Origin of the sequence: Pseudomonas sp. HY7a-MNA-CIBAN-0227, assembly GCF_040310325.1 — a bacterium.
GTDB lineage: Bacteria > Pseudomonadota > Gammaproteobacteria > Pseudomonadales > Pseudomonadaceae > Aquipseudomonas.
The window spans coordinates 237,378-263,743 of sequence record NZ_JBEOPT010000002.1 but is presented as its reverse complement, the minus strand read 5'-3'; the positions used below and the strand labels follow the sequence as shown (position 1 = coordinate 263,743).

24 protein-coding genes and 1 pseudogene are annotated in these 26,366 nt (G+C 59.5%); 12 read left to right on the top strand and 13 right to left on the bottom strand.

Annotated elements, in window-relative coordinates:
- Positions 1-7 precede the first annotated feature (7 nt).
- The 4 genes and pseudogenes from AAEZ06_RS04430 (at position 8) to AAEZ06_RS04415 (ending at position 2,687) form a co-directional block, all read left to right on the top strand.
- Positions 8-814: a sugar phosphate isomerase/epimerase family protein gene (locus AAEZ06_RS04430; RefSeq protein WP_350612941.1), complete on the top strand. Its 807-nt coding sequence runs from the start codon at positions 8-10 to the stop codon at positions 812-814.
- Positions 815-849: 35 nt separating this feature from the next.
- Positions 850-1,833, top strand: coding sequence for an LLM class flavin-dependent oxidoreductase (locus AAEZ06_RS04425; RefSeq protein ID WP_149413369.1), 984 nt, complete (start codon positions 850-852; stop codon positions 1,831-1,833).
- 26 nt (positions 1,834-1,859) lie between these two features.
- Positions 1,860-2,321 (top strand): annotated as a pseudogene (locus tag AAEZ06_RS04420) (helix-turn-helix domain-containing protein); the annotation flags it as partial.
- 144 nt (positions 2,322-2,465) lie between these two features.
- Positions 2,466-2,687, top strand: a complete 222-nt coding sequence (locus AAEZ06_RS04415; RefSeq protein WP_350613423.1) for a cupin domain-containing protein — start codon at positions 2,466-2,468, stop codon at positions 2,685-2,687.
- Between the two features lie 98 nt (positions 2,688-2,785).
- On the opposite strand, the gene AAEZ06_RS04410 is transcribed toward AAEZ06_RS04415, so the two are convergent.
- The gene (locus tag AAEZ06_RS04410) at positions 2,786-3,721 is read right to left on the bottom strand and encodes a LysR family transcriptional regulator (protein WP_149413371.1); all 936 of its coding nucleotides are present in this window, start codon (positions 3,719-3,721) and stop codon (positions 2,786-2,788) included.
- A 110-nt stretch (positions 3,722-3,831) separates the two neighbouring features.
- Here AAEZ06_RS04410 and AAEZ06_RS04405 point away from each other — a divergent pair, with 110 nt between their 5' ends.
- Positions 3,832-4,056, top strand: coding sequence for a DUF2790 domain-containing protein (locus AAEZ06_RS04405; RefSeq protein ID WP_149413372.1), 225 nt, complete (start codon positions 3,832-3,834; stop codon positions 4,054-4,056).
- Here the strand turns inward: AAEZ06_RS04405 and AAEZ06_RS04400 are convergent.
- From AAEZ06_RS04400 to AAEZ06_RS04355, 10 genes are all read right to left on the bottom strand, one after another.
- Positions 4,053-5,300 (bottom strand): OprD family porin, encoded by a 1,248-nt coding sequence (locus tag AAEZ06_RS04400; protein ID WP_149413373.1) that lies wholly within the window; start codon positions 5,298-5,300, stop codon positions 4,053-4,055. The two genes, AAEZ06_RS04405 and AAEZ06_RS04400, sit on opposite strands and share 4 nt — an antisense overlap.
- A gap of 39 nt (positions 5,301-5,339) precedes the next feature.
- The gene (locus AAEZ06_RS04395) at positions 5,340-6,674 is read right to left on the bottom strand and encodes an MFS transporter (RefSeq protein ID WP_149413374.1); all 1,335 of its coding nucleotides are present in this window, start codon (positions 6,672-6,674) and stop codon (positions 5,340-5,342) included.
- Positions 6,675-6,729: 55 nt separating this feature from the next.
- Positions 6,730-7,491 (bottom strand): 1,6-dihydroxycyclohexa-2,4-diene-1-carboxylate dehydrogenase, encoded by a 762-nt coding sequence (locus tag AAEZ06_RS04390; protein WP_149413375.1) that lies wholly within the window; start codon positions 7,489-7,491, stop codon positions 6,730-6,732.
- A gap of 10 nt (positions 7,492-7,501) precedes the next feature.
- Positions 7,502-8,524 carry a benzoate 1,2-dioxygenase electron transfer component BenC gene (benC, locus tag AAEZ06_RS04385; protein ID WP_149413376.1) on the bottom strand — a complete coding sequence of 341 codons (1,023 nt, stop codon included), beginning with the start codon at positions 8,522-8,524 and terminating at the stop codon, positions 7,502-7,504.
- Between the two features lie 10 nt (positions 8,525-8,534).
- The gene (gene benB, locus AAEZ06_RS04380) at positions 8,535-9,023 is read right to left on the bottom strand and encodes a benzoate 1,2-dioxygenase small subunit (RefSeq protein ID WP_149413377.1); all 489 of its coding nucleotides are present in this window, start codon (positions 9,021-9,023) and stop codon (positions 8,535-8,537) included.
- Complete coding sequence (locus tag AAEZ06_RS04375; protein WP_149413378.1) at positions 9,020-10,396, bottom strand: Rieske 2Fe-2S domain-containing protein; 1,377 nt, start codon at positions 10,394-10,396, stop codon at positions 9,020-9,022. Before AAEZ06_RS04375 ends, benB begins: the two co-directional genes overlap by 4 nt.
- A 107-nt stretch (positions 10,397-10,503) precedes the next feature.
- Complete coding sequence (locus AAEZ06_RS04370; RefSeq protein WP_149413379.1) at positions 10,504-11,451, bottom strand: AraC family transcriptional regulator; 948 nt, start codon at positions 11,449-11,451, stop codon at positions 10,504-10,506.
- Positions 11,452-11,518: 67 nt separating this feature from the next.
- Positions 11,519-12,424, bottom strand: a complete 906-nt coding sequence (catA, locus tag AAEZ06_RS04365) for a catechol 1,2-dioxygenase (RefSeq protein WP_350612935.1) — start codon at positions 12,422-12,424, stop codon at positions 11,519-11,521.
- A gap of 377 nt (positions 12,425-12,801) precedes the next feature.
- Positions 12,802-13,671: a nickel/cobalt efflux protein RcnA gene (locus tag AAEZ06_RS04360; protein WP_149413381.1), complete on the bottom strand. Its 870-nt coding sequence runs from the start codon at positions 13,669-13,671 to the stop codon at positions 12,802-12,804.
- Between the two features lie 7 nt (positions 13,672-13,678).
- Positions 13,679-13,972, bottom strand: a complete 294-nt coding sequence (locus AAEZ06_RS04355) for a metal-sensing transcriptional repressor (RefSeq protein WP_133102602.1) — start codon at positions 13,970-13,972, stop codon at positions 13,679-13,681.
- A 367-nt stretch (positions 13,973-14,339) separates the two neighbouring features.
- Here AAEZ06_RS04355 and mexE point away from each other — a divergent pair, with 367 nt between their 5' ends.
- Genes mexE through AAEZ06_RS04340 form a run of 3 tightly spaced genes read left to right on the top strand, consistent with a single transcriptional unit; the run spans position 14,340 to position 20,191 of the window.
- Complete coding sequence (mexE, locus tag AAEZ06_RS04350) at positions 14,340-15,584, top strand: multidrug efflux RND transporter periplasmic adaptor subunit MexE (protein WP_149413382.1); 1,245 nt, start codon at positions 14,340-14,342, stop codon at positions 15,582-15,584.
- Positions 15,585-15,599: 15 nt separating this feature from the next.
- Positions 15,600-18,779, top strand: coding sequence for an efflux RND transporter permease subunit (locus AAEZ06_RS04345; protein ID WP_149413383.1), 3,180 nt, complete (start codon positions 15,600-15,602; stop codon positions 18,777-18,779).
- Positions 18,776-20,191 carry an efflux transporter outer membrane subunit gene (locus AAEZ06_RS04340; protein ID WP_350612931.1) on the top strand — a complete coding sequence of 472 codons (1,416 nt, stop codon included), beginning with the start codon at positions 18,776-18,778 and terminating at the stop codon, positions 20,189-20,191. Before AAEZ06_RS04345 ends, AAEZ06_RS04340 begins: the two co-directional genes overlap by 4 nt.
- Before the next feature lie 151 nt (positions 20,192-20,342).
- Here the strand turns inward: AAEZ06_RS04340 and AAEZ06_RS04335 are convergent, their stop codons facing one another.
- Both AAEZ06_RS04335 and AAEZ06_RS04330 read right to left on the bottom strand, forming a co-directional pair.
- Complete coding sequence (locus tag AAEZ06_RS04335) at positions 20,343-20,726, bottom strand: hypothetical protein (RefSeq protein WP_149413385.1); 384 nt, start codon at positions 20,724-20,726, stop codon at positions 20,343-20,345.
- 117 nt (positions 20,727-20,843) lie between these two features.
- Positions 20,844-21,860 carry an AraC family transcriptional regulator gene (locus tag AAEZ06_RS04330; RefSeq protein WP_350612929.1) on the bottom strand — a complete coding sequence of 339 codons (1,017 nt, stop codon included), beginning with the start codon at positions 21,858-21,860 and terminating at the stop codon, positions 20,844-20,846.
- Between the two features lie 167 nt (positions 21,861-22,027).
- Here AAEZ06_RS04330 and efeU point away from each other — a divergent pair, with 167 nt between their 5' ends.
- From efeU to efeO (AAEZ06_RS04310), 4 genes are read left to right on the top strand one after another with little or no spacing between them, the layout of a single operon-like run.
- On the top strand, positions 22,028-22,876 hold the full coding sequence (gene efeU / locus AAEZ06_RS04325) for an iron uptake transporter permease EfeU (protein ID WP_149413387.1): 849 nt from the start codon (positions 22,028-22,030) through the stop codon (positions 22,874-22,876).
- A gap of 10 nt (positions 22,877-22,886) precedes the next feature.
- A complete protein-coding gene (gene efeO, locus AAEZ06_RS04320) occupies positions 22,887-24,089 on the top strand; it encodes an iron uptake system protein EfeO (RefSeq protein ID WP_350612926.1) in 1,203 nt (400 codons plus the stop codon).
- 13 nt (positions 24,090-24,102) lie between these two features.
- On the top strand, positions 24,103-25,407 hold the full coding sequence (gene efeB / locus AAEZ06_RS04315; protein ID WP_350612924.1) for an iron uptake transporter deferrochelatase/peroxidase subunit: 1,305 nt from the start codon (positions 24,103-24,105) through the stop codon (positions 25,405-25,407).
- Between the two features lie 28 nt (positions 25,408-25,435).
- Complete coding sequence (gene efeO, locus AAEZ06_RS04310; protein WP_149413390.1) at positions 25,436-26,254, top strand: iron uptake system protein EfeO; 819 nt, start codon at positions 25,436-25,438, stop codon at positions 26,252-26,254.
- Positions 26,255-26,366: the final 112 nt, after the last annotated feature.

The window sequence follows — 26,366 nt, the reverse complement described above, 5'->3', positions numbered from 1 at the left end:
ACAGACCGTGGCACATCGCGTCCATGCACTCGATTCATTTTTTTACTCTTCAATGGGTGTTTACGCCTTCCAGTCGCAGTGCGAAATGCTCGCCGAACTGGGTTACGACGGCCTCACAGTTTCAGCCTGGGGTGGCACGCCGCTGACCGACCTGCGCCTGCTACCGCGCGTTGGCGAGCAGCACGGCCTGCGCGTTGAGGGTTTGTACCTGGTGCTGCACGAAGGCCGCAATGATGACCTCATAAGGCGAATCATCGAAAGCGTCGAAGGGGTGGAACTCATCGAACTGGCGGTCCAGACCTCGGTCAACGGCAGCTCGGCCATTATGCGGTTCATCGAGTCGGTGCTGCCCATCGCAGAACGTCGCGGCTTGAGAATCGCCCTGTATCCCCATCTTCATCACGTTACCCAGACCACGGCTCAAGTGGTGCAGATCTGCGAATACTTCGCTCACCCGCACCTGGGCGCATTGTTCAACGGCTATCACTGGTACGCCAGTCAGGAAGGCGAACTTCAGCAGCGCCTTGAAGCCATGCAACCCTGGTTGATGCAAGTCGTACTTTCAGGCAGCGCGCTCAGTGAGCTGGGCTGGGGCGGCGTGGCCACGATGGAGCCAGTTGACCGTGGAGAGTTGGACAACTTTTCCGTGGTCGCGGCGCTGAACAGCGTCGGATACAAAGGCAGTATTGGCGTGCTCGGCTGGGACTACGGGGGCGATATTTACCTGAAACTTCAACGCTGCCTGGCGACTCTTCGCGATATTGATCATCGCCTTGTACGTCATCCACATTGGTCGGACTTTTCATCGCTGTAACGCCCTCTCCACCTGATATGAAAAAGGAGCCTGCAATGACTGCCCTTTCTGTACTTGACCTCATGATGATTGGCGAAGGTAAAACCTTCACTGACACTCTGGATGATGCAGTCGCCTTGGCGCGACATGTCGAAGCCCATGGTTACAAACGTTACTGGGTCGCCGAGCATCACGACCTGCCGGGCATAGCCTCCTCGGCAACCACCCTGCTCGTCCAGCATCTGGCGGCGGCCACCCGCACCCTGCGGGTGGGCTCCGGCGGCATCATGCTACCCAACCATTCCCCGTTGATGGTGGCCGAGCAGTTCGGGACGTTGGACACCCTGTTTCCTGGTCGCATCGACCTGGGTATCGGTAGAGCGCCGGGCTCAGCCGGTGCGGCGATCCACGCCCTGCGCGGTGACGCATCGGAACGCGACTTCGCGCAGGATATTCAACAGTTGCAGGACTACCTGGAGGACAACGGGCGTCAGCCGGTCCGGGCAATTCCCGGAACCCACGACGTACCACTCTGGCTCCTGGGTTCGAGCATGAACAGCGCAGACCTTGCCGCAAAGCTGGGGCTGCCCTACGCATTCGCCTCGCATTTCGCGCCGCGCTTCTTAATGGATGCGATTACGCACTACCGTACTACTTTCCGCCCGTCAGAGGCGCTCAAGCAGCCCTATGTGATCGCAGGCGTCAATATCTTTGCGGCCCCTTCACGGGCCGAGGCCGATTACATCGCGAGCTCTCACCGGCAATGGGTGTGCAACTTGTACGCCGGGAAAGCAGGCCCGTTGCCACGCCCCACGGAGGGCTTTATGGACTCGCTTACAAACATTGATCGGCACACGCTCAATCAGGCGATGCTGTGCACGGCGACGGGTGACCAGGACGAGGTCAGCAGTTGGCTACGCCAGTTCATTACAACGACCCAGGTGGATGAAGTCATCATTGACGCGCGCATATATGACGCCAAGGCTCGCTGCCGATCCTATCAATTGATCGCCGAATCTCTGTCCGACATGCTGGATTGAATCGACCTAAAGCGACTGGATAAGCCATGTGCGAGAAACAACAGCAATGCTCCTCGCCTGACTTCGATGTCGCCATGCGCGCGATTGTTCATCCACTGAGACGGGAAATCCTGAAGTAGCTCAAGGCGCCGTCGGTGTATTTCCCGCAGCAAAGCTGGGAGGTAGAGTTAGGCGTCAGCGTTGGACAGATCACGCAACGTTGCGGCCTCTCCCAATCGACAGTGTCGCAGCATCTGGCGGTACTCAAGCAGGCGACCTTGGTTGAGGTCCGAAAAGCGGGCCCCTTTCATTTGTTCAAGCGCAACGAAGCAACTCTTGAGCACTCGCTTAAACAGGCGCGAAAAACTCAGAAAATCACGCTTGATGAGCTGTCTCGTCGCTCAGGTGTGAGCAAGGGAATGGTCGTAGAAATCGAAAAATGTACGGCTAATCCAAGCATTGGCATCCTTTGCAAAATAGCTGCTGCGTTGGGTCTTTCGGTTGCGGATATCGTCAATGTGACTGACGCCCCCTCTGCCCACATTATCGCTGGCGTGGACATCCCTACTCTATGGACCGGGGATCTGGGTGGGACGGCTCGACTTCTGGCAGGCACGAGAGGGCCCAATGTGATTGAGCTGTGGCGCTGGGAAATGTTTCCAGGTGAGTCTTTTTCGTCTCAAGGTCATCCTCAAGGCACACTTGAACTATTCCATGTGGAGAAAGGGACACTTAAATGTGTTGTTGGGGAAACAGAACTGCTCATTCCTGCCGGCAGTTCTGCTGTGGCGAAAACAGACGTTCCGCACTCCTACGCCAATGGCGGCAGGTCCAAGCTGGTGTTTACGATGTCTGTGACAGAAATACACCAGTAACTCATCCATTCTGGTGAGCATCCTACCGAGTCAGGACCGGCAGCTGTACGGTTCGTCACCTTTCACCACCGATGACGGATAGCCTCTGAGCAGCGTTATCAGCAACGCGCCCAATACTCAGGGTTTTCAATCACCCGGACATGCTCGGCTAACAACGAAGGCAGTTGCGCCTGCAAGAACTCCACCCAAGTCCGCACTTTGGCATCCAGAAAACGCCGGGATGGGTACACCGCGAAGATAGTGCGTTCGCGCAGCCGGTAACCGGGCAACAGACGCACCAGTGAGCCCTCGCGCAATGCCAGGTTTGCGCTAAAAAACGGCAACAGGCTGATGCCCATGCCCTCCTGCGTCGCCTTGACCATCGCGTCGGCAACGTTGGTTCTGAAGGTTTGCTCAGGTGAAACCGAAATTTCACCCTCTGGGCCCTTGAACAGCCACGCATCTTCCTGAAAGTCCTGCAGGTGCAGGCGTCGATGCTGCATCAGTTGGCCAGGATGCTCGGGCACTCCGTGCTTCTCCAGGTACCTCGGCGCAGCACAGGGCACACTGAATAGCTGCCCCACCGTCTGGCTGACCAGGGCCGAATCCGGCAACGAATGGGCGATGGAGATCACCACGTCATGGCCTTCTTCAAGGGGGTCCGGGTTGTGCTGTGAGAGGGTCAGCTCCATGGAAACGTGCGGGTAATGCTCACTGTAACGGGCGATCAACGGCGTTATCAGCACGCCCAGCCCGCTCATGCAATGCACCCGCAAACGCCCGCGCGGGTTGAGGTGAGCCCCGCTGGCCTCAACCGTGGCCTCCCGGACGTCCTCAAGAATGTCCCGACAGCGCAGCAGGAACCGCTCGCCTGATTCGGTGAGGCTCAGACGCCGGGTGGTGCGGTGCAAAAGGCGGGTCTGGAGATGTTTCTCCAGGTCGGATATCAACCGGGATACGTGCGCGCCGGACACCTCCAGGACCTCGGCAGCGGCAGCAAAACTGCCACTGTCGACAACCCGCGCAAAGACCTGCATGCCATTGAGAAGGTCCATTAGCGTTGCACCTTTATTGCTACCTGATACGTATGAGTCATTTACCTGTTCCTGCCTTTAACCCAGCGCTGCAATCACTAAAATGAACCCTACTGACAGAGGGAATCATCATGAACATCAAATTTCTCAGCCTTGTCCTACTGTTCATCGCTACCGGCGCAATGGCGGCCGGCAGCAATGAAAGCCCGGCGCCAGATATCCAGCACATCGTTTCAATCACACTCGTACCCGGCAGTTGCCAGGTGGAACCGGCGACCCTGGTTTACCTCGACAGCCAAGGCGTCAGCCATACCGTCAACTACCAGGTCATGGGCACTTGCCAGGGCGGCGTTTAAAGCAGCTTCCAGGTGTAACTGAGGATCAGCCGGTTCTCATCGATATCGCTGCGGTAGTTTGAACGGGCCATGACATTGCGTACCCGCACGCCCAGGCCGCTCAAATAGCCGCTCTGCACCACATAGCCGATATCCAGGTCGCGCTCGCGGTCCTTACCTTCGTAACTTGCGCCGGTGGTCACGTTGTTACCGGTGATATAGCGCACAGTGGTCGTCAACCCCGGAATCCCCAGCGCCACGAAGTCGTAGTCGTAACGTGCCTGCCAGGAGCGCTCGTCGGTGTAGGCGAACTCATAAGTGGGTACCTCGTTGCCCAGCGGCGAGATGTTGGCAAACACACGCGGGAAGGCGCTGTCGCCGTACATCGCTTGATAGCCGACATAGAAAATGTGGCCGCCATGCCTGGCTGACAGCAGCGAGAAAAACGCCTGGTTGTCGATCTTGCCGAGCAATTTATCGCCGTCTTCTCGCGCATCGTAATAACCCAGGTTGGCGCCAAGCACCCAATCGCCCATCGGCTGGCTGTGCTTGAGGCCGACAAAATCCTGGCTGTAGATGTCTTTCAGTTGGCCATGCCAGTAGCTGAAGCTGGTGCGGTTGGTGTTGAAGGCGTAGTCGCCACCGACGTAGTTGAATGCATCACTTTCAGCGCCGCGCTGCGGCACATGGCCGAGCATGCCGATCATCTTCTCGTCACCGGCTTCGTTGCGCAGGCTGGTGGTGGTCAAGTGTCCGGCCTGTAGCGTCAGGCCAGCGAACTCGCTGGAGCTGACATTCACCCCCTGGTAACTCGGCGGTAGCAGGCGAATATCGCTGAAGGCCAGCACCGGCAGGTTGGGTTGCAACTCACCGACCTTCAATTCGGTCTTGGAAAACCGGGCCTTGAAGGTCAGGCCCAAACGGCTGTAATCGTCGGCGGCACGGCCATCGCCCTTGACCGGGAGCAAACCGGTATTGACCCGGTCCGGGCTACTGTCGAGCTTGAGGCCCAGGGTGCCCAGTGCATCCAGGCCGAAACCTAAGGGGCCTGGGGTGTAGCCGGATTTGTAGGTCAGGATAAAACCCTGGCCCCACTCCTGCGCCTTCGACTGCTTACTGGCGCCGACGATGTCCGAGAAGTCGCGGCTGAAGTAATAGTTGCGGGCCTGCAAGGTGGCCGTAGATCCCTCGAAAAAACCGCCCTCAGCCGCCGTCGCCGCAAGGGGCATGCCCAACAGGGACAGCCAGATACGTTGTGTATTCATGTCGTTGCTCTTAGTTATTGTTATCGACGGTTTGGAAAGTTACAGCGCCCGAGCGGTGATCAAATCAGCACTGGCGCGACGCTCATTCAGGGCGTATGTGGTCATCGCCAGCGCAGCGATGGCGCCGGGAATCGCAAAGGCCATAAAGTTGAGTTGCAGGGGCAACTCGATGCCCATCAGCGCACCGCCCAGCAGCGGCCCGACGATGGCGCCGTTGCGCCCGATGCCCGACGCCCAACCCAGGCCGGTGGAGCGAATGGACAGCCCATAGAGTTGCGCGGCCCCGGCGTACAGCAGGATTTGCGTGCCAATGGTGGTAGCGCCCGCGACGAAGATCAGCAGGTACAGGACCGGCATCGGGCTGTTGATGCCCAACAAACTGATGGACACCGCGGCGCAGATGAAGAAGCCGATCATGACTTTCACCAGGTTCAGCCGATCACCCAGCCAACCGCCGAGAATTGCCCCGGCCATGCCGCCGAAATTCAGCGCCAACAGGAATGACAGGCTCGACCCCAGGCTGTAACCGGCACCGGCCATCAGCTTGGGCAACCACGAACTCAAGGCGTAGACCATCAGCAGACAGCAGAAAAACGCGACCCAGATCGACGCGGTGCGTACCGCCAGGCCATGGCGAAACAGCTCCAGCACCGAGGCGCCTTTGCCCTTCCCGGCGCTGATCTGCAACTGGTCTTCGGCCTCGATACGGGTTTCGGGTGACAGGCGCTTGAGCAGAGCCCGTGCCTGTTCCAGCCGGCCTTGACGGATCAGAAAGCCGATGGATTCAGGCAACCAGTAAACAATCATGGGCAGCAGCAAAAGCGGCACCGTGGCGACGAAGAACATCGATTCCCAGCCATAGCGCGGCAGCATGTAAATTCCAACGCCCGCCGAGAGCATGCCACCCAGTGAATAACCGCTGAACATCAATGCCACCAGGGTGCTGCGGATCTTCTTTGGTGCGTATTCGTTCATCAACGCGACCGCATTGGGCATCAGCCCGCCACAGCCCAGCCCGGCGATAAACCGGCAGATACCGAACTCGGTCGGGCTGCTGGCGAAACCGTTAACCACGGTGGCAACGCTGAACAACGTGAAGCAGATGGCGATGCCTTTTTTGCGGCCAATCCGGTCCGCCAGGCTGCCGAAAGCCAACGCACCAAACATCATGCCGAACAGCGCATAACTACCCAGCGCGCCGGCCTGCAGGGGCGACAACCCCCATTCCTTCATGATCACCGGCAGGACCACGCCGTAGATAAACAAGTCATAGCCGTCAAAGATCAACAGCAAGGCACACAAGCCCATTACCAGCCAGTGGAAGCGGCTGAAACGGGCGTTATCGATAATCGAATGGACGTCATGGGTACGCATGGCAGTGCTCTCATTATTGTTGTTGTGAGTCAGTGTCTGCAGGTACTGCGGTGGGTCAGCCGAGGTCGCCGCCTCCTACTGGCAAGGTGACGCCCGTGATGTAAGAGGCCTCATCGGAGGCGAGAAACAGAATGGCACCCGCTTGTTCGTCGATGCTGCCGTAACGCTTCATCGGGCTGCTATCGAGGGTCTGGTCGACGATCTGCTGGTACCAGACGCGCTCCTGGTCGCTTTGGGGCTGGCTGTTGCGCGGGATCCGACGCGGTGGCGCTTCGGTGCCGCCCGGTGCGGTGGCGTTGATCCGAATGCCGCTGCCGGCGGTCTCCAGGGCCAGGCAGGCAGTCAGGGCGTTGACGCCGCCCTTGGCCGCGCCGTAAGGCACGCGATTGACCCCGCGCGTGGCGACGGAGGAGACATTGACGATGGCGCCACTGCCCTGCTCCAGCATGTAGGGCAACACGCAATGGCAGCACCACAGCGTCGGGAACAGTGAGCGACGCACTTCGGCTTCGATTTCATTTTCGCCGTAGTGTTCGAAGGGCTTGGCCCAGATTGTCCCGCCAACATTGTTGACCAGAATATCGATACGCCCGAAACGCGCCTTGGCGGCGGCCATGACACGCGCACATTCGGCGTGCTGTTCAAGGTCGGCGGTGAGGATCAGCGCCCGCTCATGCTGCAATTCATGCACAAGTTCCGAGCGGTCGACCGCGATCAGCCAGGCGCCCTCCTCCAGCAAACGCTCGGCGACACGCCGGCCGATGCCCTGGGCTGCGCCGGTAACCAGCGCAACCTTGGTGTTGAAACGTGGACTCATGATGGTTTCCTCAGGCGGCATCGCCAGTGACGATGGCGTTGGGCGTGAACTTCTCGTAGTGGAAGCTGGCCGGGGTTACACCCTGGCTCTTGAAGTGCTGGCGCACAGCATCGACCATCGGTGGCGGCCCACAGAGGTAAACATCAACCTCGCCGTCGTTCAGCAGCTCTTTGGCCATGTGCTGTGTGACATAGCCCTGCTGCGGGTGAGCGGTCTGTGGATCGGCCACGCAGGTGACAAAACTGAAGCTGGGCAAGCGTTTGGCGAAGGCTTCCAGAACCTCGACCATCACCAGGTCCTGATCCCGTGTCACGCCATAGATCAGCGTTACCGGTCGGGTTTCCTTTCGCTCGGCCAGCACTTCCAGCATCGACAAGAACGGCGCCAGACCAGTACCGCCCGCCAGGAATAGCAATGGCCGGACAACTTCACGCAGATAGAAACTGCCCAGTGGCCCGGTCATCGGTACGGCGTCGCCGGGCTGGGCGCGCGCCAGCCAGCCACTCATCAACCCGCCAGGCACATGCTTGATCAGGAAGCTGGCGCGCTTGTCGCCGGGGCGGCTACTGAAGGAATAGGAGCGTGTCTGCCCGCTGCCGGGTACGCCAATATTGACGTACTGACCAGGGAGAAATACCGGCGCCTGATCCAGTTCGAAACTGACCTCCAGGGCAGCATCAGCATGGCGGGTAATGCTCGCGACCGTAGCGGCAAATTGCGCCGTACCCGTTTTGCAGGCACTGGATGACACCGGCACCGCAATCACGCAATCGGATTGCGGCACCATCTGGCAGGTCAGAACTTGGCGCTCCTCGGCTTCGTCCTTGCTCAGGGCGTCTTCTATGTAGTCGTCACCCAAGTCATAGGCGCCAGTTTCACACCGGCATTTGCAGGTGCCGCACACACCGTCCGAACAATCCATCGGCAGATTGATACGTTGGCGGAAGGCGGCGTCGAGGACCTTTTCACCCACCTTGCAGTCGATGAATCGGGTGACCCCGTCCTCGAAGTTCAGGGCAATGGAGTACGTCATGGGTGTGTCCTCAGATGTGGTAGATATCGATGACCTGATGGATGTAATCGTTTTTCAGCACGACCTTCTTACGCGTAATCAGCGGCTGTTCGGCGCTGATATCCAGGCGATAGAACGAGGTGCCGAAATACGTATCCGTGGTCTTGTAGCGATGGCTGAGGGTTTGCCAGTTGAAACGCAGCTCCACGTGCTGACCGTCGTCGGCCAGTACTTCGAGGTTGGTGATCAGGTGTGCGGTACGCGGCTCCGGTGTGCTGGCGCTGGAACGCTCGGTCTTAATGCGAAATACGCGGTCTTCCAGGCCGTCACGGTTGGGGTAGTAAATCAGCGAGATTTCGCTCTGCGGGTCTTCTACCAGGGTGTCGTGGTCGTCCCACGCAGGCATCCAGTACTCGACCTTGGGTGAGTAGCACTCCAGCCACTCGTCCCACTGGCGGTCATCCAGCAGGCGCGCTTCGCGGTACAGAAAGTCCAGCAGGCGGTCACGGGAAATGCTCATGACAGCACCTCCTTGTCGGTAGCGATCAAGCCTTGCTGCTCCAACTTGATCGCGCGCTGAAGGCTTTGTGCCCAATGCGCGTGCTGGCGTACGAACAGCCCTTCGTCTTCGGTTTTCACGCCGCTGAGTTGCGGGTGCATGCCCATGGCCTTGGCATTCTCATCCGCGCCTTCGACCCACTGTTTCGCGCCGCGGCTGAGGTCATTCCATAAGGTGGTCGCGCCCTGGTAGCCGGTCTGGCAGGCGCGGAACTCTTCAAGGTCATCGGGTGTACCCATGCCGCTGACGTTGAAGAAGTCTTCGTACTGACGGATGCGCGTGGTGCGCTCCTGGGCACTTTCGCCCTTGGGCGCCATGCAATAAATCGTCACCTCGGTCTTGTCGACCGCGATCGGCCGTACGACACGGATCTGCGTGGAGAACTGGTCCATCAAGTAAACATTGGGGTAGAGGCACAGGTTGCGGGTTTGATCGACGATAAAGTCGGCGCGTTCCTGGCCCAGGCGTTCGGCCAGCGCTTCACGGTGAGCATGCACCGGGCGTACTTCGGGGTTGAGCAGGTGCGTCCACAGCAGGATATGCCCGTGTTCGAAGGCATACACGCCGCCCAGGCTTTTCGACCAGCCATTGGCGTCGACGGTGCGCGTGCCTTCGGCTTCGTAGTTGCGCCGGCCCATGGTCGCCGAGTAATTCCAGTGTACGGAGCTGACGTGATAACCATCGGCGCCGTTCTCGATCTGCAACTTCCAGTTGCCGTCGTAGACATACGACGAACTGCCGCGCAGCACTTCCAGGCCCAACGGTGCCTGATCGACCATTTGGTCGATAATCACCCGGGTTTCACCCAGGTAATCGCTCAGCTCCGCAACCGTTTCACTCAGGCTGCCAAACAGGAAGCCCCGATAGTTTTCGAAGCGGCCAAGGCGCTTGAGATCATGGGAGCCGTCACAGTCGAAACTATCGGGATAGGCGCCGGTCTTGGCGTCCTTCACCTTGAGCAGCTTGCCGGTGTTGCTGAACGTCCAGCCGTGGAATGAGCAGGTAAATGAGCCCTTATTGCCTTGTTTGCGGCGGCACAACATCGCACCGCGGTGTGCACAGGCGTTGACTAGGCCGTGCAGCGCACCTTGTTTGTCGCGGGTGATGACCACTGGCTGGCGGCCAATCCAGGTGGTGAAGTAGTCATTGATCTCTGGCACCTGGCTTTCATGTGCCAGGTAGACCCAACCCGCTTCAAAAATGTGCTTCATCTCCAGGGCGAATAGGTCAGGGTCGGTGAAGATGTCGCGGCGGCAGCGGAAAACCCCGGTAGCGGGATCTTCCTGGACGGATTCGCGCAGTTGTCGGGCAAGTCGGTCGAGTGTGCTGATCATGGGGTAGGCCCTCCGTTGTTCTTGTATCAGGCCCCCCCACCTTATGTACTCGTCTTACCCTTCAATATCCGCTGACTGCAAATCGCTATCCGCCTGGCGCAACCGGTTTATCGTTGCCGCTTCCAGGTCTGCGAAGGCAGCTCGCCAAAGCGTTTGCGATAGGACTCGGAGAAACGTCCCAAATGCAGGAAACCGTGATCCAGCGCTACTTCCGTCACGCTGCGAGCCGTGGCCAGTTGCAACATGGCATGCACCCGCTCCAGCTTGCGTTGACGCATATAGTCACGCGGCGATAGGCCGACCTGGCGTTCGAACAAGGTATACAGCGAACGCTCGCTGACCCTGGCGATGGCCATCAGTTGTTCGACGCTGACATCCTCGGTCAGGTGCTCCTCGATAAACTGGCGCACAGCTTCGAAGCCGCCGCGTTGATCCGGCCGGGGAATCACACGCAAGACGTTACTGGCCAGTAATGCCAGCAGTTTATTCGCCACAATGCGCTCATACAGGCCCTGCACTTCGGGCTCTGCGGCATTTTCGGCCTCTTGGCAGATTAACCCCAGCAATGGCAGGAATCCGCCCATCTCGCTGAGCACGTGGCGAGCCGCCGCGAAACGGATGCCCTGTTGCGGCAGCGTCCAGTGCTGCTCAAGGCAGGCGTTTTCCAGCAGGCGCACGGGCAACTTGATGATGAATTTTTCGCAGTCGGCAGAATAGGTCAGGTCCACCGGGTCATCCGGATTGATCAGCAGGATTTCACCCGGTCCTAAAATCTGCTCTTCGCCACGGGAGGTGGAGCGGCAGTGACCGCGCAGCAGAATCTGCAGGTGGTAAATCGTTTCCAGCGCCACTGAGGTTACCCGCACCGGAGCGCCGTAGCTGATGCGGCACAAATCCAGGCTGGAAAAGGTCCGGTGGCTGATGCTCGCCTGTGGGCGCCCCCTGGGTGGCAGGAGGATACAGTGGCTGCCCACATGCTGGTTGACGTAATCCGACACAGCATAGGCATCTGCACGATCAAAAATCTGGCTGCACTCACTCAATAGCACGGTCATGGTTGCGCCTCTTTGGCCCTAGGCTGACGCCAAAACGCCCCCGCAGGCAACAAGTCCTGTTGGGGTATCAAGCCTCCAACGCCCGCACCCGTTCATGACGATTCTCGTCCTTGGCCGCAGCGGTTGGCTGCAATACAAAGTCAAAATCGATATCGGCACGCCGGCCATTGGTATCGTCGCTGAAATGAATCTCGGCGATCAACTCGTCACGAGTGGCATAGGCAAAGTCATCATGCAGATACTTGTCCCCGGCCAGGTTGATCTGGGTGGTGAGGTGACGATGGCCGAGCGCCGAGATAAAAAAGTGAATATGCGCCGGACGCTGACCATGACGACCCAGTTGATCGAGCAACTGTTGCGTCGGGCCATTCGGTGGGCAGCCATAGCCGGACGGCACGATGCTTTGGAAGCGGTAGCACCCTTCAGCATCAGTCTGGATGCGGCGACGCAGGTTGAACTCCGACTGCGAAGGATCGAAGTACGAGTAGGTGCCGCCGGTATTGGCGTGCCACACATCGACAATGGCGTTGGCCAACGGCTCGCCATCGGTGTCGCGAACCTGGCCGCGCATATACAGGACAGTGCCAGCGTCCTGACCATCATCCAGGCGGGAGTAGTGCTCGGACAACGGCGCACCGGCGACATACAGAGGCCCCTCGATGGTGCGTGGTGTGCCACCGACATGCCCGGCCTGCTCATCCTCTGCATCCATCAGCAAGTCGAGGTAATGCTCAAGCCCAAGGCCTGCGACGAGCAAGCCGGCTTCCTGGCGGCTGCCCAAGTCATTGAGATAGTTGACGGCCTTCCAGAATTCTTCAGGAGTGACTTGCAGGTCTTCGATGACCTTGATCGCGTCGTTCAACACTCGGTGTACCACGCTCTTCATGCGCTGGCTGCCAGCGGCTTGGTCGAAGCCGGATGCCCCTTCGAAGAACTGCTGCACTTCAGCAGTTTGCGAAATACGGATAGTCATGGCTGTGGTCCTCATCATTATCTTGTTTTTGTTGATGGCAAGAGCTGCCGAAGACAGGGTGTAGGCACAGGCCCGTTTCTTTTCATCGCCTTGAGTTTACTGGCCTTACTTACCGGCATGTCAGTAGGACGCTTAACGGTCATGCCATCTGTGCGAGCGGATCGTCGGGAGGTCGACAATCTGGGTATCGAAGCGTTCGATGGTGACAGCGACCATGAGACGCTCAGCCTGCATAATAGTTGTTCTTCAGCAGAGATTGACGCTGAGGGCGCAGGCCGTCCAATATTGATTAGGTCTCACTTGATACCCTGGAGGTATCGTGAAACTTCGTCATTTACGCTACTCCCGGCGCCCTTGGCAAACACTCAAGAGTCGCCCTAAGCGTTCAGGCCAATCCAGCCATGGATGCCCACATAGAGACCGACGCCGATAATCAGCGCGCTGGACAGATAAGGGGCGCGACGAGCAACGGCGCCCATCCAGGGCCAGCGGTTGGAGGCCTGCCTGGCGCCAATAGCTGCTGCGGCGCCGACGGTTACCAGGGTGAGTGCCAGACCAATGCTGAAGCACAGGACGAGCACGCCACCCAAGGTGACTTCCTTGACCTGAAGGCAGAGCAGCAGAACGGTAATGGCCGCGGGGCAAGGAATGAGCCCACCCGTCAAGCCAAACATGATGATCTGTCCCGTCGTGACTTCACGGTTGGCGAAACGCTTGCGGATATCGGTGGCATGGGCACGCTCATGCGCATCCTGATAACCATCAATCGACAGCTCCAAGCCTTCCCGTTCGCCATGGGCGTGCCCGTGATGATGTTCCTGGCATTCTAGGTCGTCATCATGGGAGTGACCGGCATGCTCGCCGTGATGATGATCATCACCTTGCTCGAACTTGAACATCTGCTCACCGCGCCAAGTACGCCACAGCATCCAAAGCGCAATCGCGATGATCAGTGCAGAAGACGCGAGCTGGAAGTAAGGTTCAGTAGTTTGAGCATCCAGGCCTTTGCCCAGGTACATACCGCCGATGGCAACCAACCAAACCACGGCAGTGTGCGACAGCGTAGCGGCCAGGCCCAATAAAACGGCCTGCTTTACCGAGCCACGGATGGCCACGATGAAGGCCGCCATCATGGTTTTTGAATGGCCTGGTTCCAGCCCATGCAGAGCACCGAGCAGAATTGCGCTCGGAAAGTACAGCCAGGCGTGCGAGCCACCCTGCTGCAAGACTTCAGCGAAGTTAGGCATGTCAGACCTAGAGGTACTTGGTAATTTGCTTGAAGGCTTCTAACGGACCACGCTCGCCATTATTCAGGGCCGAGACGGTATCCTCCAGACAGTGATCAATGTGATCCTGGATGAGCGTTCGCTTGGCCTGGCACACCGCTTTCTCTACAGCATGCAGCTGCTGAGCAATGTCGACGCACTCACGACCGTCTTCAATCATGGTGATGATGCTGCGCAGGTGACCGTCCGCCCGTTTGAGGCGCTTGATGATCGCCTCGTGGCTCTGGTGGATGTGGCGGTGATTGTGCTCGTGCTCGCTCATGGTTTAGGCCTCAGGCCTCAATGAATTACGCCGGCATCCTATCCCCCCCAGGGGGATATGGTCAAACGTATTGCATTGATGAAAACCCGTCGACAGACCCTGCAGGTGATGCGCTGCGCTACTCATCTCCTCGTTCGCCGATTTTCTTGATGGAGCGCCCTTTTCGCTTGCCGCGTCTTTGCATTCCTCGCAACAGTCCTTTGTCATCAATACTATTGATAGCTACCTAACGAAAGCCCCATTCTAGAGGGCTTGGTTCGCGCTTATATCATTCCGAATGATAGTTACCTTTGTTTCATTCGATTCGTGAGAGAGCACATCGCCGAGCATGATCCGCCCATCTCAAATACATTGGCGGATGCCCCTCATGGAACAGTCACTCAAACATTTGCGCTATCCCCTAGCCATTATGGCCGTGATGGTGATAAGCGCATGCGGCAAGACCCCTGACCAAGCGGCCGCCATGCCAGCCAGTAAAGTCAGCGTTGCCAAGGTGCTTGAACAGCCCGTCAACGAATGGGACGAGTTCACCGGTCGCCTGGAAGCGCCGGAAACCGTGCAGATTCGTCCTCGGGTTTCCGGCCAGATTGATCAGGTCGCCTTCACCGAAGGTGCCTTGGTCAAGAAAGGCGAGTTGCTGTTCCAAATCGACCCACGTCCGTTCCAGGCCGAAGTCCGCCGCCTTGAAGCCCAGTTGCAACAAACCCGCGCTGCAGCAAGCCGCAGCGATAACGAAGCCCAGCGAGGCGAGCGCCTGCGTCAGAGCAACGCGATTTCCGCCGAACTTGCCGACTCCCGTACCTCCGCTGCCCAGGAAGCCCGCGCTGCTGTCGCTGGCATTCAGGCGCAACTGGACCTGGCCAAGCTGAACCTTAGCTTCACCCGCGTCACCTCGCCCATCAGCGGCCGTGTCAGCCGTGCCGACATCACTGCCGGTAACCTGGTGACCGCTGATGTCACTTCGCTTACCAGCGTGGTGTCTACCGACAAGGTCTACGCCTACTTCGACGCCGATGAACGCGTGTACCTCAAGTACACCGAGCTGGCCCGCCAGGGCCGCCGTGGCGCCACCACCCCGGTATACCTGGGCCTGTCCAATGAAGACGGCAACCCGCATCTGGGCCAGATGAACTTTGTCGACAACCAGGTCAACCCGGCGACCGGCACCATTCGGGGTCGAGCAGTCTTTGATAACACCGACGGGCGCTTCACCCCAGGCCTGTACGCACGCCTGAAACTGGTGGGCAGCGGCACCTACTCTGCCGTGCTGATCAACGACGAAGCAGTCGGTACCGACCTTGGCAAGAAGTTCGTGCTGGTGATGGATGCCGACAACAAGTCCTCGTACCGCGCCGTGGAATTGGGCCCGAAGATCGAAGGCTTGCGCATCGTGCGCAGCGGCCTGAACAAGGACGACACCATTATCGTCAAGGGCCTGCAGCGGGTTCGCCCGGGATCGCCGGTCGCCCCGCAAACCATCCCGATGGCCAGCAAGGAAACCCTCGCCGCATTGGCACAACAACGACAAGCGCTTGAAGCCAGCAACCTGGAGCAAGTGACGCCGGATAAATCCGCGCCCAAGCTCGCAAGCGTCGCGACTCCACGCGGTTAAGGGATAACACTCAAGATGAATTTTTCCCAGTTCTTCATTTCGCGGCCGATCTTCGCAGCGGTGCTCTCGCTGTTGATCTTGATCGCCGGGTCGATTTCACTGTTCCAATTGCCGATCAGTGAATACCCCGAAGTGGTGCCGCCGACCGTAGTGGTACGCGCCAACTTCCCGGGCGCCAACCCGAAAGTCATCGGTGAAACCGTTGCCGCGCCGCTGGAGCAAGCCATTACCGGCGTCGAGAACATGCTGTACATGTCCTCGCAGTCGACGGCCGACGGCAAGATTACCCTGACCATCACCTTCGCCCTCGGCACCGACCTGGATAATGCCCAGGTCCAGGTCCAGAACCGCGTCACCCGGACCCAGCCCAAGCTGCCCGAAGAAGTGACCCGGATCGGTATCACCGTGGACAAGGCTTCCCCCGACCTGACCATGGTTGTGCACTTGACCTCCCCGGACAAGCGCTACGACATGCTCTACCTGTCAAACTACGCCTTGCTCAATATCAAGGATGAGTTGGCGCGCCTGGGCGGTGTCGGTGACGTGCAATTGTTCGGCATGGGCGACTACTCCCTGCGGGTATGGCTCGATCCGAACAAGACCGCTTCGCGTAATTTGACGGCCACCGATGTGGTCACCGCGATCCGCGAGCAGAACCGTCAAGTGGCCGCCGGTGCCCTGGGCACGCCGCCTGCGCCGAATGCCACCAGCTTCCAGTTGTCGGTCAACACTCAGGGCCGCCTGGTTACTGAGGAAGAGTTCGAGAACATCATCATTCGCGCAGGCGATAACGGTGAAATCACCCGTTTGAAAGACATTGCACGTGTGGAGCTGGGTTCCAGCCAATACGCTCTGCGTTCGTTGCTCAATAACCAACCGGCGGTGGCGATCCCGATCTTCCAGCGACCGGGCTCCAACGCTATCGAGATCTCCAACGAAGTGCGCGACAAGATGGCGCAGCTTAAACAAAGCTTCCCCGAAGGCATGGACTTCAGCATCGTCTATGACCCAACCATCTTTGTGCGTGGCTCCATCGAGGCCGTGGTTCACACCCTGTTCGAAGCGCTGATCCTTGTGGTGCTGGTGGTGATCCTGTTCCTGCAGACCTGGCGCGCTTCGATCATCCCGCTGGTGGCGGTGCCGGTATCCTTGATCGGTACCTTTGCGGTCATGCACCTGTTTGGCTTCTCCCTCAACGCGCTGTCGCTATTCGGGTTGGTATTGGCCATTGGTATCGTGGTGGACGACGCCATCGTGGTGGTGGAGAACGTCGAGCGAAACATCGGCCTGGGGCTTAGCCCAGTGGAGGCCACCAAGCGCGCCATGCGTGAAGTGACCGGCCCGATTATCGCCACGGCACTGGTGCTGTGCGCGGTGTTTATCCCGGCGGCCTTTATCAGCGGTTTGACCGGGCAGTTCTATAAGCAGTTCGCCTTGACCATTGCCATCTCGACAGTGATCTCAGCCTTTAACTCGCTGACCTTGTCCCCAGCCCTGGCGGCCGTGTTGCTGCGCAGCCATGACGCACCGAAAGATCGCTTCTCGAAAATCCTAGACGGGCTCTTCGGGAGCTGGCTGTTCCGTCCTTTCAACCGTTTCTTCGACCGCGCAAGCGGTGGCTACGTCCGCACCGTGGGCCGGGTTATCCGTGGCAGCGGCATTGCGTTGTTCCTGTATGCCGGTCTCATGGTGCTGACCTGGTTCGGTTTTGCCCACACCCCGACTGGCTTTGTCCCGGCTCAGGACAAGCAATACCTAGTGGCCTTCGCCCAGTTGCCGGACGCCTCCAGCCTGGACCGCACCGAAGACGTGATCAAGCGCATGTCCGACATCGCCCTGAAACAGCCAGGCGTGGAAAGCGCCGTGGCGTTCCCTGGCCTGTCGATCAATGGTTTCACCAACAGTTCCAACAGCGGCATCGTCTTCGTGACCTTGAAGCCGTTCGATGAGCGCAAGGATGCAAGCATGTCCGCCGGTGCAATTGCTGGCGCGTTGAATGGCAAGTACAGCGACATCCAGGAAGCCTACATGGCGATCTTCCCACCGCCGCCGGTACAGGGCCTGGGCACCATCGGCGGGTTCCGCCTGCAAGTCGAAGACCGTGGCAACCTGGGCTATGAAGAGCTGTACAAAGAAGTGCAGAACATCATCACCAAGAGCCAGACCACACCGGAACTGGCCGGGCTGTTCACCAGCTACACCGTCAACGTGCCGCAAGTCGATGCCGCTATCGACCGAGAAAAGGCCAAGACCCACGGCGTGGCAATCAGCGACATCTTCGACACCCTGCAGATCTACCTGGGTTCGCTGTATGCCAACGACTTCAACCGCTTTGGCCGTACCTATCAGGTCAACGTGCAGGCTGAGCAGCAGTTCCGTCTCAACGAAGAGCAGATCGGCCAACTGAAAGTGCGCAACAACAAAGGCGAGATGATTCCCCTGGCGACCTTTATCAAGGTCAGCGACACCTCGGGCCCGGACCGCGTGATGCACTACAACGGCTTCATCACGGCTGAAATCAACGGCAACGCCGCACCCGGCTACAGCTCGGGCCAGGCCCAGATCGCGATTGAGAAACTGTTGAAAGAGGAACTGCCCAACGGCATGACCTACGAGTGGACTGACCTGACGTATCAGCAGATTCTCTCGGGCAATACTGCGCTGTTCGTGTTCCCGCTTTGCGTACTGCTGGCGTTCCTGGTACTGGCCGCTCAATACGAAAGCTGGAGCCTGCCACTGGCGGTGATTCTAATCGTACCGATGACCCTGCTGTCGGCCATCACCGGTGTGATTCTCTCCGGCGGCGACAACAACATATTTACCCAGATCGGCTTGATCGTACTGGTGGGGCTTGCCTGTAAAAACGCGATTCTAATCGTCGAATTTGCCAAGGATAAACAGGAGGAAGGCCTCGATCCGCTCGCTGCGGTGCTGGAAGCTTGCCGCCTGCGTCTGCGGCCGATCCTGATGACCTCGTTCGCCTTCATCATGGGCGTGGTGCCCCTGGTGTTCTCCAGCGGTGCCGGTGCCGAGATGCGTCATGCCATGGGTGTGGCGGTGTTCTCCGGGATGATCGGCGTGACCTTCTTCGGCCTGTTGCTGACGCCCGTGTTCTTCGTATTGATCCGGCGCTTTGTCGAGCGCGGCGAAGCCCGCAAAGCGGCCAAGGCCTTGAAGCTGGAGACACAGCAATGAGCGTGAAAGTCTTCCTGCCGAGCTTGCTGGTACTGGCGCTGAGCGCCTGTGCCGTGGGCCCTGACTATAAAACCCAGAGCCTGGACGCGGCCAATATCACGGCCGCCACCGACGCTAAACAATACGACCACGCACGTTTCGAAGGGATCTGGTGGCAGCAGTTCGAGGACCCGATCCTCAACCAACTGGTGACCCAGTCCCTGAGCGGCAACCGTGATCTGCGCGTAGCGTTTGCCCGTCTGCGGGCAGCTCGTGCGATTCGTGATGACGCCAGCAACGACGCCATGCCGACGATCACCAGCCGCCTCAGCAGCGATTTGGCCAAGGGGCAGATTCCTGGCCAAACCACCCAACGCGTTAACAGTGAACGCTACGACCTGGGCCTGGACATGGCCTGGGAACTGGACCTGTTCGGCCGCATCCAGCGCAACCTGCAAGCCAGCGATGCCGACCAGCAGGCCGCCGAAGCCGACCTCTATCAACTGCAAGTCACCATGATTGCCGAACTGGTGGACGCCTACGGTCAACTGCGGGGCGCGCAACTGCGCGAGAAAATCGCCCTGGCCAACCTGAAGAACCAGCAGGATTCGCGCACCATCACCGAAAGCCTGCGGGACGCCGGGGTCGGCGATCAGCTCGACGTGGTGCGTGCCGATGCACGCCTGGCCGCCGTTGAAGCCAGCGTGCCACAACTGCAGGCCGAACAAGTGCGCGAGCGTAACCGCATCGCCACCCTCCTCGGCCAGCGTCCAGACAAACTGAGCGTAGACCTGAGCCCGGCCAGCCTGCCGGCGATTGCCAAGGCCTTGCCGATTGGCGATCCGGGGAAGTTGCTGCAGCGGCGCCCGGACATTCTCAGCGCCGAACGCAAGCTGGCCGCCGCTACCGCGCGGATCGGCGTGGCCAAGGCCGACTTGTTCCCTCGGGTCAGCCTCAGCGGCTTCCTGGGCTTTACCGCCGGCCGTGGATCGCAGATCGGCTCGTCAGCGGCCAATGCCTGGGCGCTGGGCCCGAGCATTACCTGGGCGGCCTTTGACCTGGGCAGCGTGCGCGCCCGTTTGCGCGGGGCGGATGCCCAAGCCGATGGCGCCCTGGCGACCTATGAGCAACAAGTGCTGCTGGCCCTGGAAGAGTCGGAAAACGCCTTCAGCGATTACGGCAAGCGCCAGCAGCGCCTGGTTTCGTTGATTCGTCAGAGTGAGTCCAGCCGCGCCGCCGCGGATTTGGCCGACATTCGCTACCGCGAAGGCACCGTGGACTTCCTGGTGCTGCTGGACGCCCAGCGTGAACGCCTGGCCGCCGAAGACTCCCAGGCCCAAGCCGAAGTCGACCTGTATCGCGGCATCGTCGCGATCTACAAGGCGCTGGGCGGTGGTTGGCAGCCGGACACCACGGTCGCCAGCATTCGCTGAGTAAAGAGCTCCTTTGGTTGGTCGCATCCAGCCAATTTTTAGCCCCGTGCCCCATTCGGTCACGGGGCTTTTTTTGCGCCCTAAGTAAGCACCTGCACCGGCGTTTCATCGGCGCGGATCACGCGTGCACGAAAAAAGTGGTAGCAAAACATCAATGTTTTTTGGCCCTTCTAACGTCATCTTCATACATTCCCCACTGATCTTCGACCAAATCCGGGCACCGTACCGATTGCTCATTAACAAGACCTTGCACGGCATCGGCCGCACTGAAGATAGCGCCCGTCGCATTCACGGTTGTCCGATAAGTGTCCGCCTGGTCCAGTGGCCAATAGCGACGTTCCAGGCAGGCCCGCTTTTCTTCAGCGGCCCAGGCCTTTTGCAGTGAAGCCTTGGGAACATGCCCCGGCGTATGCCCGAAGCTGGCACTGATCACCTGCACAAGAAAACCCTTGAGTTTCTGTGGGGTGCTCAGCGGATGTCGCCGCGTATCCTCATATGAAGATGAAGCGTTGGCTTGTAAAGGGTCCAGTGGCATTGCGGCACTCTTCAACATGGAAAAAGTGCAGCCAGCTTAAGGATGGCGCCGTTGGCCCCTATAGGGAAAATCTCAAGCAAGCCCCCGCTTGACGATCAGCGTATGTACGAAAACGCTTCAACTGACCTCGTTGAGGATCAGGCTGCGGTAATGCCCAGGATTGGAGCCCGACCACTTGCGAAAGGCCTTGTAGAACGAACTGGTATCGGCAAAGCCCAGGCGGCTGGCAATCTCGGCGAAGCTGATATGAGGCTCGGCCAACCAGATAACAGCCAGCTCCTTGCGCACACTGTCCTTGAGCCCTTGGTAGGTCAGGCCTTCTTCCGCCAGGCGACGGCGCAGTGTCGAGGCCGACATGCACAAGGTGTTGGCCAGGCTCTCGGTCTCCGGCCAGTCCTGGGGCGGCATCTGGCGCAGGTCATTCTTGATCCGGGTAGCCAGGCTGTCGGGGTCTCGGTACTTAACCAGGATGTTGGCTGGCGCCTGCGCCAGGAACCGCTTGAGTTCTTCCGGGCTGCGTTTGATCGGCAGGTCGAGGCAATCGGCGGAAAAAATCATCCGGGTGCGTGGCCGGTCAAAGCGCAGGTTGTCGGAAAACATCACCTGATAGTCGCCACAAAAGGCCGGTTGCGAACAACGCAGCTCAATGGCAAGAATCGGAATGCGCCGACCGGCAAGCCAGCAGGCGACACCGTGGACGATCATCCAGTAGGCGAAATAGGTAAACGCCCGCTTGGGCTCAGGTTCGGGCTCCAGCAGAACTATTTCTGCCAGGCTTTGCTGGCGCACCAATTGCGCAGGCATGTGTTCAAGCATCAATGAGAGAAAACCCAGGCCGGTTTCCAGGCCGGCGGCCAGGGTCGGTTGCGCCATGGAGGCACGACAGAAAAACGCCAGGCTGCCGGACCTGAGCTTGCGCGGGTCCATGCCGAAAAACTCGTCATCCCGTCGCCGCGCCAGCAAACGCCACAGCCGCGCATAAGCCGTCGCCGGAACGCGGGCACCCGGTTGTGTCAGCAGCGCCGGGGCAATCCCGACCTTGTTCAGCACTTCATGGGTAGCAGCACCCGGCGCGCAGCTCTGCAACAACGCTTCGCGGACCAGATGGATAGAGATGGTGTCTTTTTCCGACATGGGAAGTGTGATGACCGGTTGTGCAGAAGATGTCGCGCATCATAGTGGGGGTTGCGCTTCGTCACCACCGTTCAGCTGCCGTTCAGCAAATAGCAAGCTTTCCTGTTTAGGAATGAGTATCATTATGTTACAGCTTAGCCTCCTATCTAATTACGCTTCGGTGCTGAATGCTCGTTCCATTTCTAATCATGCTGCGCGAAGGGATTGAAGCGGCATTGATCGTTGGCATCATCGCCAGTTACCTGAAACAGACCGGCCGCGGCCAATGGATGCCTGCGGTGTGGATCGGTGTATTTCTCGCCGCAGCCCTGGCGCTGCTGGTAGGCGGGGGCCTGGAACTGGTCAGCGCGGAGTTCCCGCAAAAACAGCAAGAGCTGTTCGAAGGCATTGTCGGCCTGGTGGCCGTTGGCATTCTCAGTTCCATGGTGTTCTGGATGCGCAAGGTAGCGCGCTCCATCAAGCATTCCCTGCACCAATCCCTGGATCACGCCCTGGCCGGTTCCAAACACCAGGTCACGGCGCTGATCGCCATGGTGTTTTTCGCCGTGGCCCGTGAAGGCCTGGAAACCGTGTTCTTCCTGCTGGCGGTGTTCCAACAAAGCGAAGGCCCGGCCGCGCCCATGGGTGCCCTGCTCGGCCTGATCCTGGCGATCATCGTCGGATTCCTGATCTATTCGGGCAGCATGCGCCTGAATCTTGGCGCGTTCTTTCGCTGGACCGGCTTATTCATACTGGTGGTGGCCGCTGGCATCCTGGCCAACTCGGTACAAGCCCTGCACGAAGCCGGCGCCTGGAACCGCCTGCAAACCGTGCTGTTCGATTTCAGCGCCACGCTGCCGATGGATGGCCCGCTGGGTTCGGTACTGGCGGGGATGTTTGGTTATCAGGATGCCCCCACCATCAGCACCCTCGGCGCCTACCTGATTTACCTAGTGGTGGCCTTGGTGATGTTCTTCCTGCCGGCGGCGCCCAGCAAACCAACCGACCGCAATACCTCTTCCGTTTCCAGCCAGTAAGGACCGTCTCTTGTCCAGCCAATCCCCTCAATCGGCTTCGCCTCCCCGTGCCCTGCGCTGGGCGGTGGCCGGCTCGGTGATCGTGATGATCGCCGCCGGAGGCCTGTTCTACTACGCCTCGAAAATGGCCGCCGCCAAGCGCCAGACCAACCACGATGAAATCGCCGTGACCATTCACGCCCACAGTTGCGAGCCCAATGCCCTGACCGTACCGGCGGGCCACGCGAGTTTTCGCATCATCAACCGCTCGGACCGGGCGGTGGAATGGGAAATTCTCGACGGCGTGCTGGTGGTCGAAGAACGCGAAAATATCGCCCCCGGCCTGAGCCAGGTGATCAACGCGAACCTGGCGCCCGGCGACTACGTCATCACCTGCGGCCTGCTGAGCAACCCACGCGGCACCCTGCATGTGACGCCGACCGCCGAGTCGGACGCACAGGCAAAGGCCAAGCCATCAATGGTGGCGTTTATTGGCCCACTGTCGGAGTTTCGCGTGTACCTGAGCAGCCAGGGCGGCGCGCTGATCAAGGCGGTCACCGCACTTGAGCAGGCTATCGCAGCCGGCGACCTGAGCCAGGCCCGGGCGTTTTACGTGCCGGCACGTGAGGCTTATCAGCGTCTCGCCCTGGCCTCACAACGCCTGGCGGAGCTGGACAACGTCATCAACGCCCGCGCCGATTACTTTGAAAAGCGTGAGCAGGACCCGGCCTTCAGCGGCTTCCACCGCCTTGAGTACGGCCTGTTCCAGCAGCGCAACCTCGACGGTCTGACACCGATTGCCCAGCGCCTGCTGACCGACGTCACCCGCCTCAAGCAACAGTTACTCGCCCAATCGCTGCCACCGGAACAACTGGTGAGCATCCTGGTGCGCAACCTCAATAGCCTGGCGGATGTGCGTGCAGTCAGCGGTGAGGAAGAGCGCTACAGCCATATCGACCTCAATGGTTTTGCCGCCAACCTGGAGGCCACGCGCAAGGTAGTGGACCTGATGCGTCCACTGCTGACCAAGTCGGCTGCCAACCTGCTGCCGGGCATCGACAGTGCCATCAACGCCCTCGACGCCCAGCTCAGTAGTTTGAAAGTCGGTAATAGCTACAGCACTTACGACAGCGTCACCGTCGATCAGCGCAAGCAGATCGCCGATAAGGCCAAGGCTCTGGCCGTTGCACTCGATGGAATCGACCCCGCCCTTGGCCTTTCTGGCCTGCAGTGAGATGACTGAAAGCATGAGTGATTCAGAACAATTTTCAGCCCAGCGTCGTCGTGTCTTGCTAGGCATGGCTGCCACAGGCGCGGCAATTGCCGGCAGCAGCCTCAGTTGCCCGGCGATGGCCGCCAGCACGGCACAAGTCACCACCGCGCCGAGCAGTGAAAAGACCCAGGACCGTCACGATTTTCATGGCCAGCATCAAACAGGCATCGTCACCCCGCGCCCGGCCTGCGGCATGCTGGTGTCCTTTGATGTACTGGCCAGCGATCGTGAAGATCTCGAACGGTTGCTGCGCACGCTGAACGAGCGCATCAGCTTCCTGATGACCGGCGGCACCGTGCCGCAAGTCGACCCGAAACTGCCGCCCACCGACTCCGGGATTCTCGGCCCCGTGGTAACGCCGGACAACCTGACCATCACCGTGTCCGTCGGCGAGTCGCTGTTTGATGAGCGCTTCGCACTGGCCAGCGCCAAGCCCAAGCGCCTGAGCCGCATGGTCGGTTTCCCCAACGACGCCCTGGAACCCGCCCAGTGCCACGGAGACCTGAGCCTGCAGTTCAGCTCCAACACCCCCGACACCAATATTCACGCCCTGCGTGACATCGTGAAAAACCTGCCAGACCTGCTGCTGGTGCGCTGGAAGCAGGAAGGCAGCGTGCCGTCCCAGGCCCCTGCCCGCCCAGGCGAGCCGGCGCAGAGTGCGCGCAACTTCCTCGGTTTTCGTGATGGTTCGGCCAACCCCAACTCCAACGACAACAAAACCATGGACCAGATTGTCTGGGTCCAGCCGGACAGTGACGAACCGGCCTGGGCCGCCAATGGCAGCTACCAGGCGGTACGGATCATCCGCAACTTCGTCGAGCGCTGGGACCGCACGCCCCTGCAGGAGCAAGAAAGCATCATCGGCCGGATCAAGCCCAGCGGCGCGCCTATGGACGGCCACACCGAAACCCAGGTGCCCGATTACACCAAGGACCCCGAAGGCAAGTTGACCAAGCTAGATGCCCATATCCGCCTGGCCAACCCGCGCACCCACAAGACTCAGGCCAACCTGATCCTGCGTCGGCCGTTCAACTACTCCAACGGCGTCAACAAAAATGGTCAGCTGGACATGGGGCTGTTGTTTATCTGCTACCAGGCTGACCTGGAGAAAGGCTTTATCAGCGTGCAAACAAGGCTTAACGGCGAGCCTCTGGAGGAATACCTGAAACCGGTAGGTGGCGGTTATTTCTTCACCTTGCCGGGGGCCACCGGGCCGCAGGACTTCATCGGTCGCACGCTGCTGGCTGCCACGCATCCTCAAACCACTGCCAACACTTGAAACCAACCCCACAGCGGAAAATCTTTCCATGAAAAAGTCGTCCCTGGCATTGTCGTTGTTGTTGACCCTCTCTGCGCCGGCGGCCTTTGCCGCTACGGCACCGCTGGACCTGGTGGCCCCGGTCTCGGACTACAAAATCTACGTCACTGACAAGATCGATGAACTGGTCACCCAGACCCAGGCGTTCACCGACGCCGTCAAGAAAGGCGACCTGGCCACGGCCAAGAAGCTCTATGCGCCAACCCGCGTTCACTATGAGTCCATCGAGCCGATCGCCGAGCTGTTCAGCGACCTCGACGCTGCCATCGATTCGCGGGTCGACGACCACGAAAAAGGCGTGAAGGCCGATGACTTCACCGGTTTCCATCGCATCGAATACACACTGTTCTCCGAGAACACCACCCAAGGCCTGGATGCGCTGACTGACGGCTTGAACAAGGACGTCAAAGACCTGCAGACCCGCGTCGCCGGCCTGACCTTCCCACCGGAAAAAGTCGTCGGCGGCGCCGCCGCACTGCTCGAAGAAGTCGCCGCCACCAAGATCTCCGGTGAAGAAGACCGCTACAGCCACACCGACCTGTATGACTTTCAGGGCAACATCGACGGCGCGAAAAAAATCGTCGACCTATTCCGTGGGCAAATCGAGAAACAGGACAAGGCCTTCCTGGCCAAGGTCGACAAGAACTTCGCCACCGTCGACAAGATCCTGGCCAAATACAAAACCGCCGATGGCGGCTTTGAGACCTACGACAAGGTCAAGGAAAACGACCGCAAGGCGCTGGTGGGACCGGTCAATACCCTGGCGGAAGACCTGTCGACCTTGCGGGGCAAACTGGGCTTGAACTGATTTCAACTCACTGAGCTGTCATGATCGCGGGCGACCACTGCCCGCGATTGCATTTATGCCCCTGTAAAATGACATCACGCACGTTAATCTCCCTGTGCGTTGACCCGTTTTA

Coding starts and splice junctions, on each gene's coding strand:
- AAEZ06_RS04425 (WP_149413369.1), top strand. CDS start 850: ATGACTGCCCTTTCTGTACTTGACCTCATGATGATTGGCGAAGGTAAA.
- AAEZ06_RS04415 (WP_350613423.1), top strand. CDS start 2,466: ATGTTTCCAGGTGAGTCTTTTTCGTCTCAAGGTCATCCTCAAGGCACA.
- AAEZ06_RS04410 (WP_149413371.1), bottom strand. CDS start 3,721: ATGGACCTTCTCAATGGCATGCAGGTCTTTGCGCGGGTTGTCGACAGT.
- AAEZ06_RS04405 (WP_149413372.1), top strand. CDS start 3,832: ATGAACATCAAATTTCTCAGCCTTGTCCTACTGTTCATCGCTACCGGC.
- AAEZ06_RS04400 (WP_149413373.1), bottom strand. CDS start 5,300: ATGAATACACAACGTATCTGGCTGTCCCTGTTGGGCATGCCCCTTGCG.
- AAEZ06_RS04395 (WP_149413374.1), bottom strand. CDS start 6,674: ATGCGTACCCATGACGTCCATTCGATTATCGATAACGCCCGTTTCAGC.
- AAEZ06_RS04390 (WP_149413375.1), bottom strand. CDS start 7,491: ATGAGTCCACGTTTCAACACCAAGGTTGCGCTGGTTACCGGCGCAGCC.
- benC (WP_149413376.1), bottom strand. CDS start 8,524: ATGACGTACTCCATTGCCCTGAACTTCGAGGACGGGGTCACCCGATTC.
- benB (WP_149413377.1), bottom strand. CDS start 9,023: ATGAGCATTTCCCGTGACCGCCTGCTGGACTTTCTGTACCGCGAAGCG.
- AAEZ06_RS04375 (WP_149413378.1), bottom strand. CDS start 10,396: ATGATCAGCACACTCGACCGACTTGCCCGACAACTGCGCGAATCCGTC.
- AAEZ06_RS04370 (WP_149413379.1), bottom strand. CDS start 11,451: ATGACCGTGCTATTGAGTGAGTGCAGCCAGATTTTTGATCGTGCAGAT.
- catA (WP_350612935.1), bottom strand. CDS start 12,424: ATGACTATCCGTATTTCGCAAACTGCTGAAGTGCAGCAGTTCTTCGAA.
- AAEZ06_RS04360 (WP_149413381.1), bottom strand. CDS start 13,671: ATGCCTAACTTCGCTGAAGTCTTGCAGCAGGGTGGCTCGCACGCCTGG.
- AAEZ06_RS04355 (WP_133102602.1), bottom strand. CDS start 13,972: ATGAGCGAGCACGAGCACAATCACCGCCACATCCACCAGAGCCACGAG.
- mexE (WP_149413382.1), top strand. CDS start 14,340: ATGGAACAGTCACTCAAACATTTGCGCTATCCCCTAGCCATTATGGCC.
- AAEZ06_RS04345 (WP_149413383.1), top strand. CDS start 15,600: ATGAATTTTTCCCAGTTCTTCATTTCGCGGCCGATCTTCGCAGCGGTG.
- AAEZ06_RS04340 (WP_350612931.1), top strand. CDS start 18,776: ATGAGCGTGAAAGTCTTCCTGCCGAGCTTGCTGGTACTGGCGCTGAGC.
- AAEZ06_RS04335 (WP_149413385.1), bottom strand. CDS start 20,726: ATGCCACTGGACCCTTTACAAGCCAACGCTTCATCTTCATATGAGGAT.
- AAEZ06_RS04330 (WP_350612929.1), bottom strand. CDS start 21,860: ATGTCGGAAAAAGACACCATCTCTATCCATCTGGTCCGCGAAGCGTTG.
- efeU (WP_149413387.1), top strand. CDS start 22,028: ATGCTCGTTCCATTTCTAATCATGCTGCGCGAAGGGATTGAAGCGGCA.
- efeB (WP_350612924.1), top strand. CDS start 24,103: ATGAGTGATTCAGAACAATTTTCAGCCCAGCGTCGTCGTGTCTTGCTA.
- efeO (WP_149413390.1), top strand. CDS start 25,436: ATGAAAAAGTCGTCCCTGGCATTGTCGTTGTTGTTGACCCTCTCTGCG.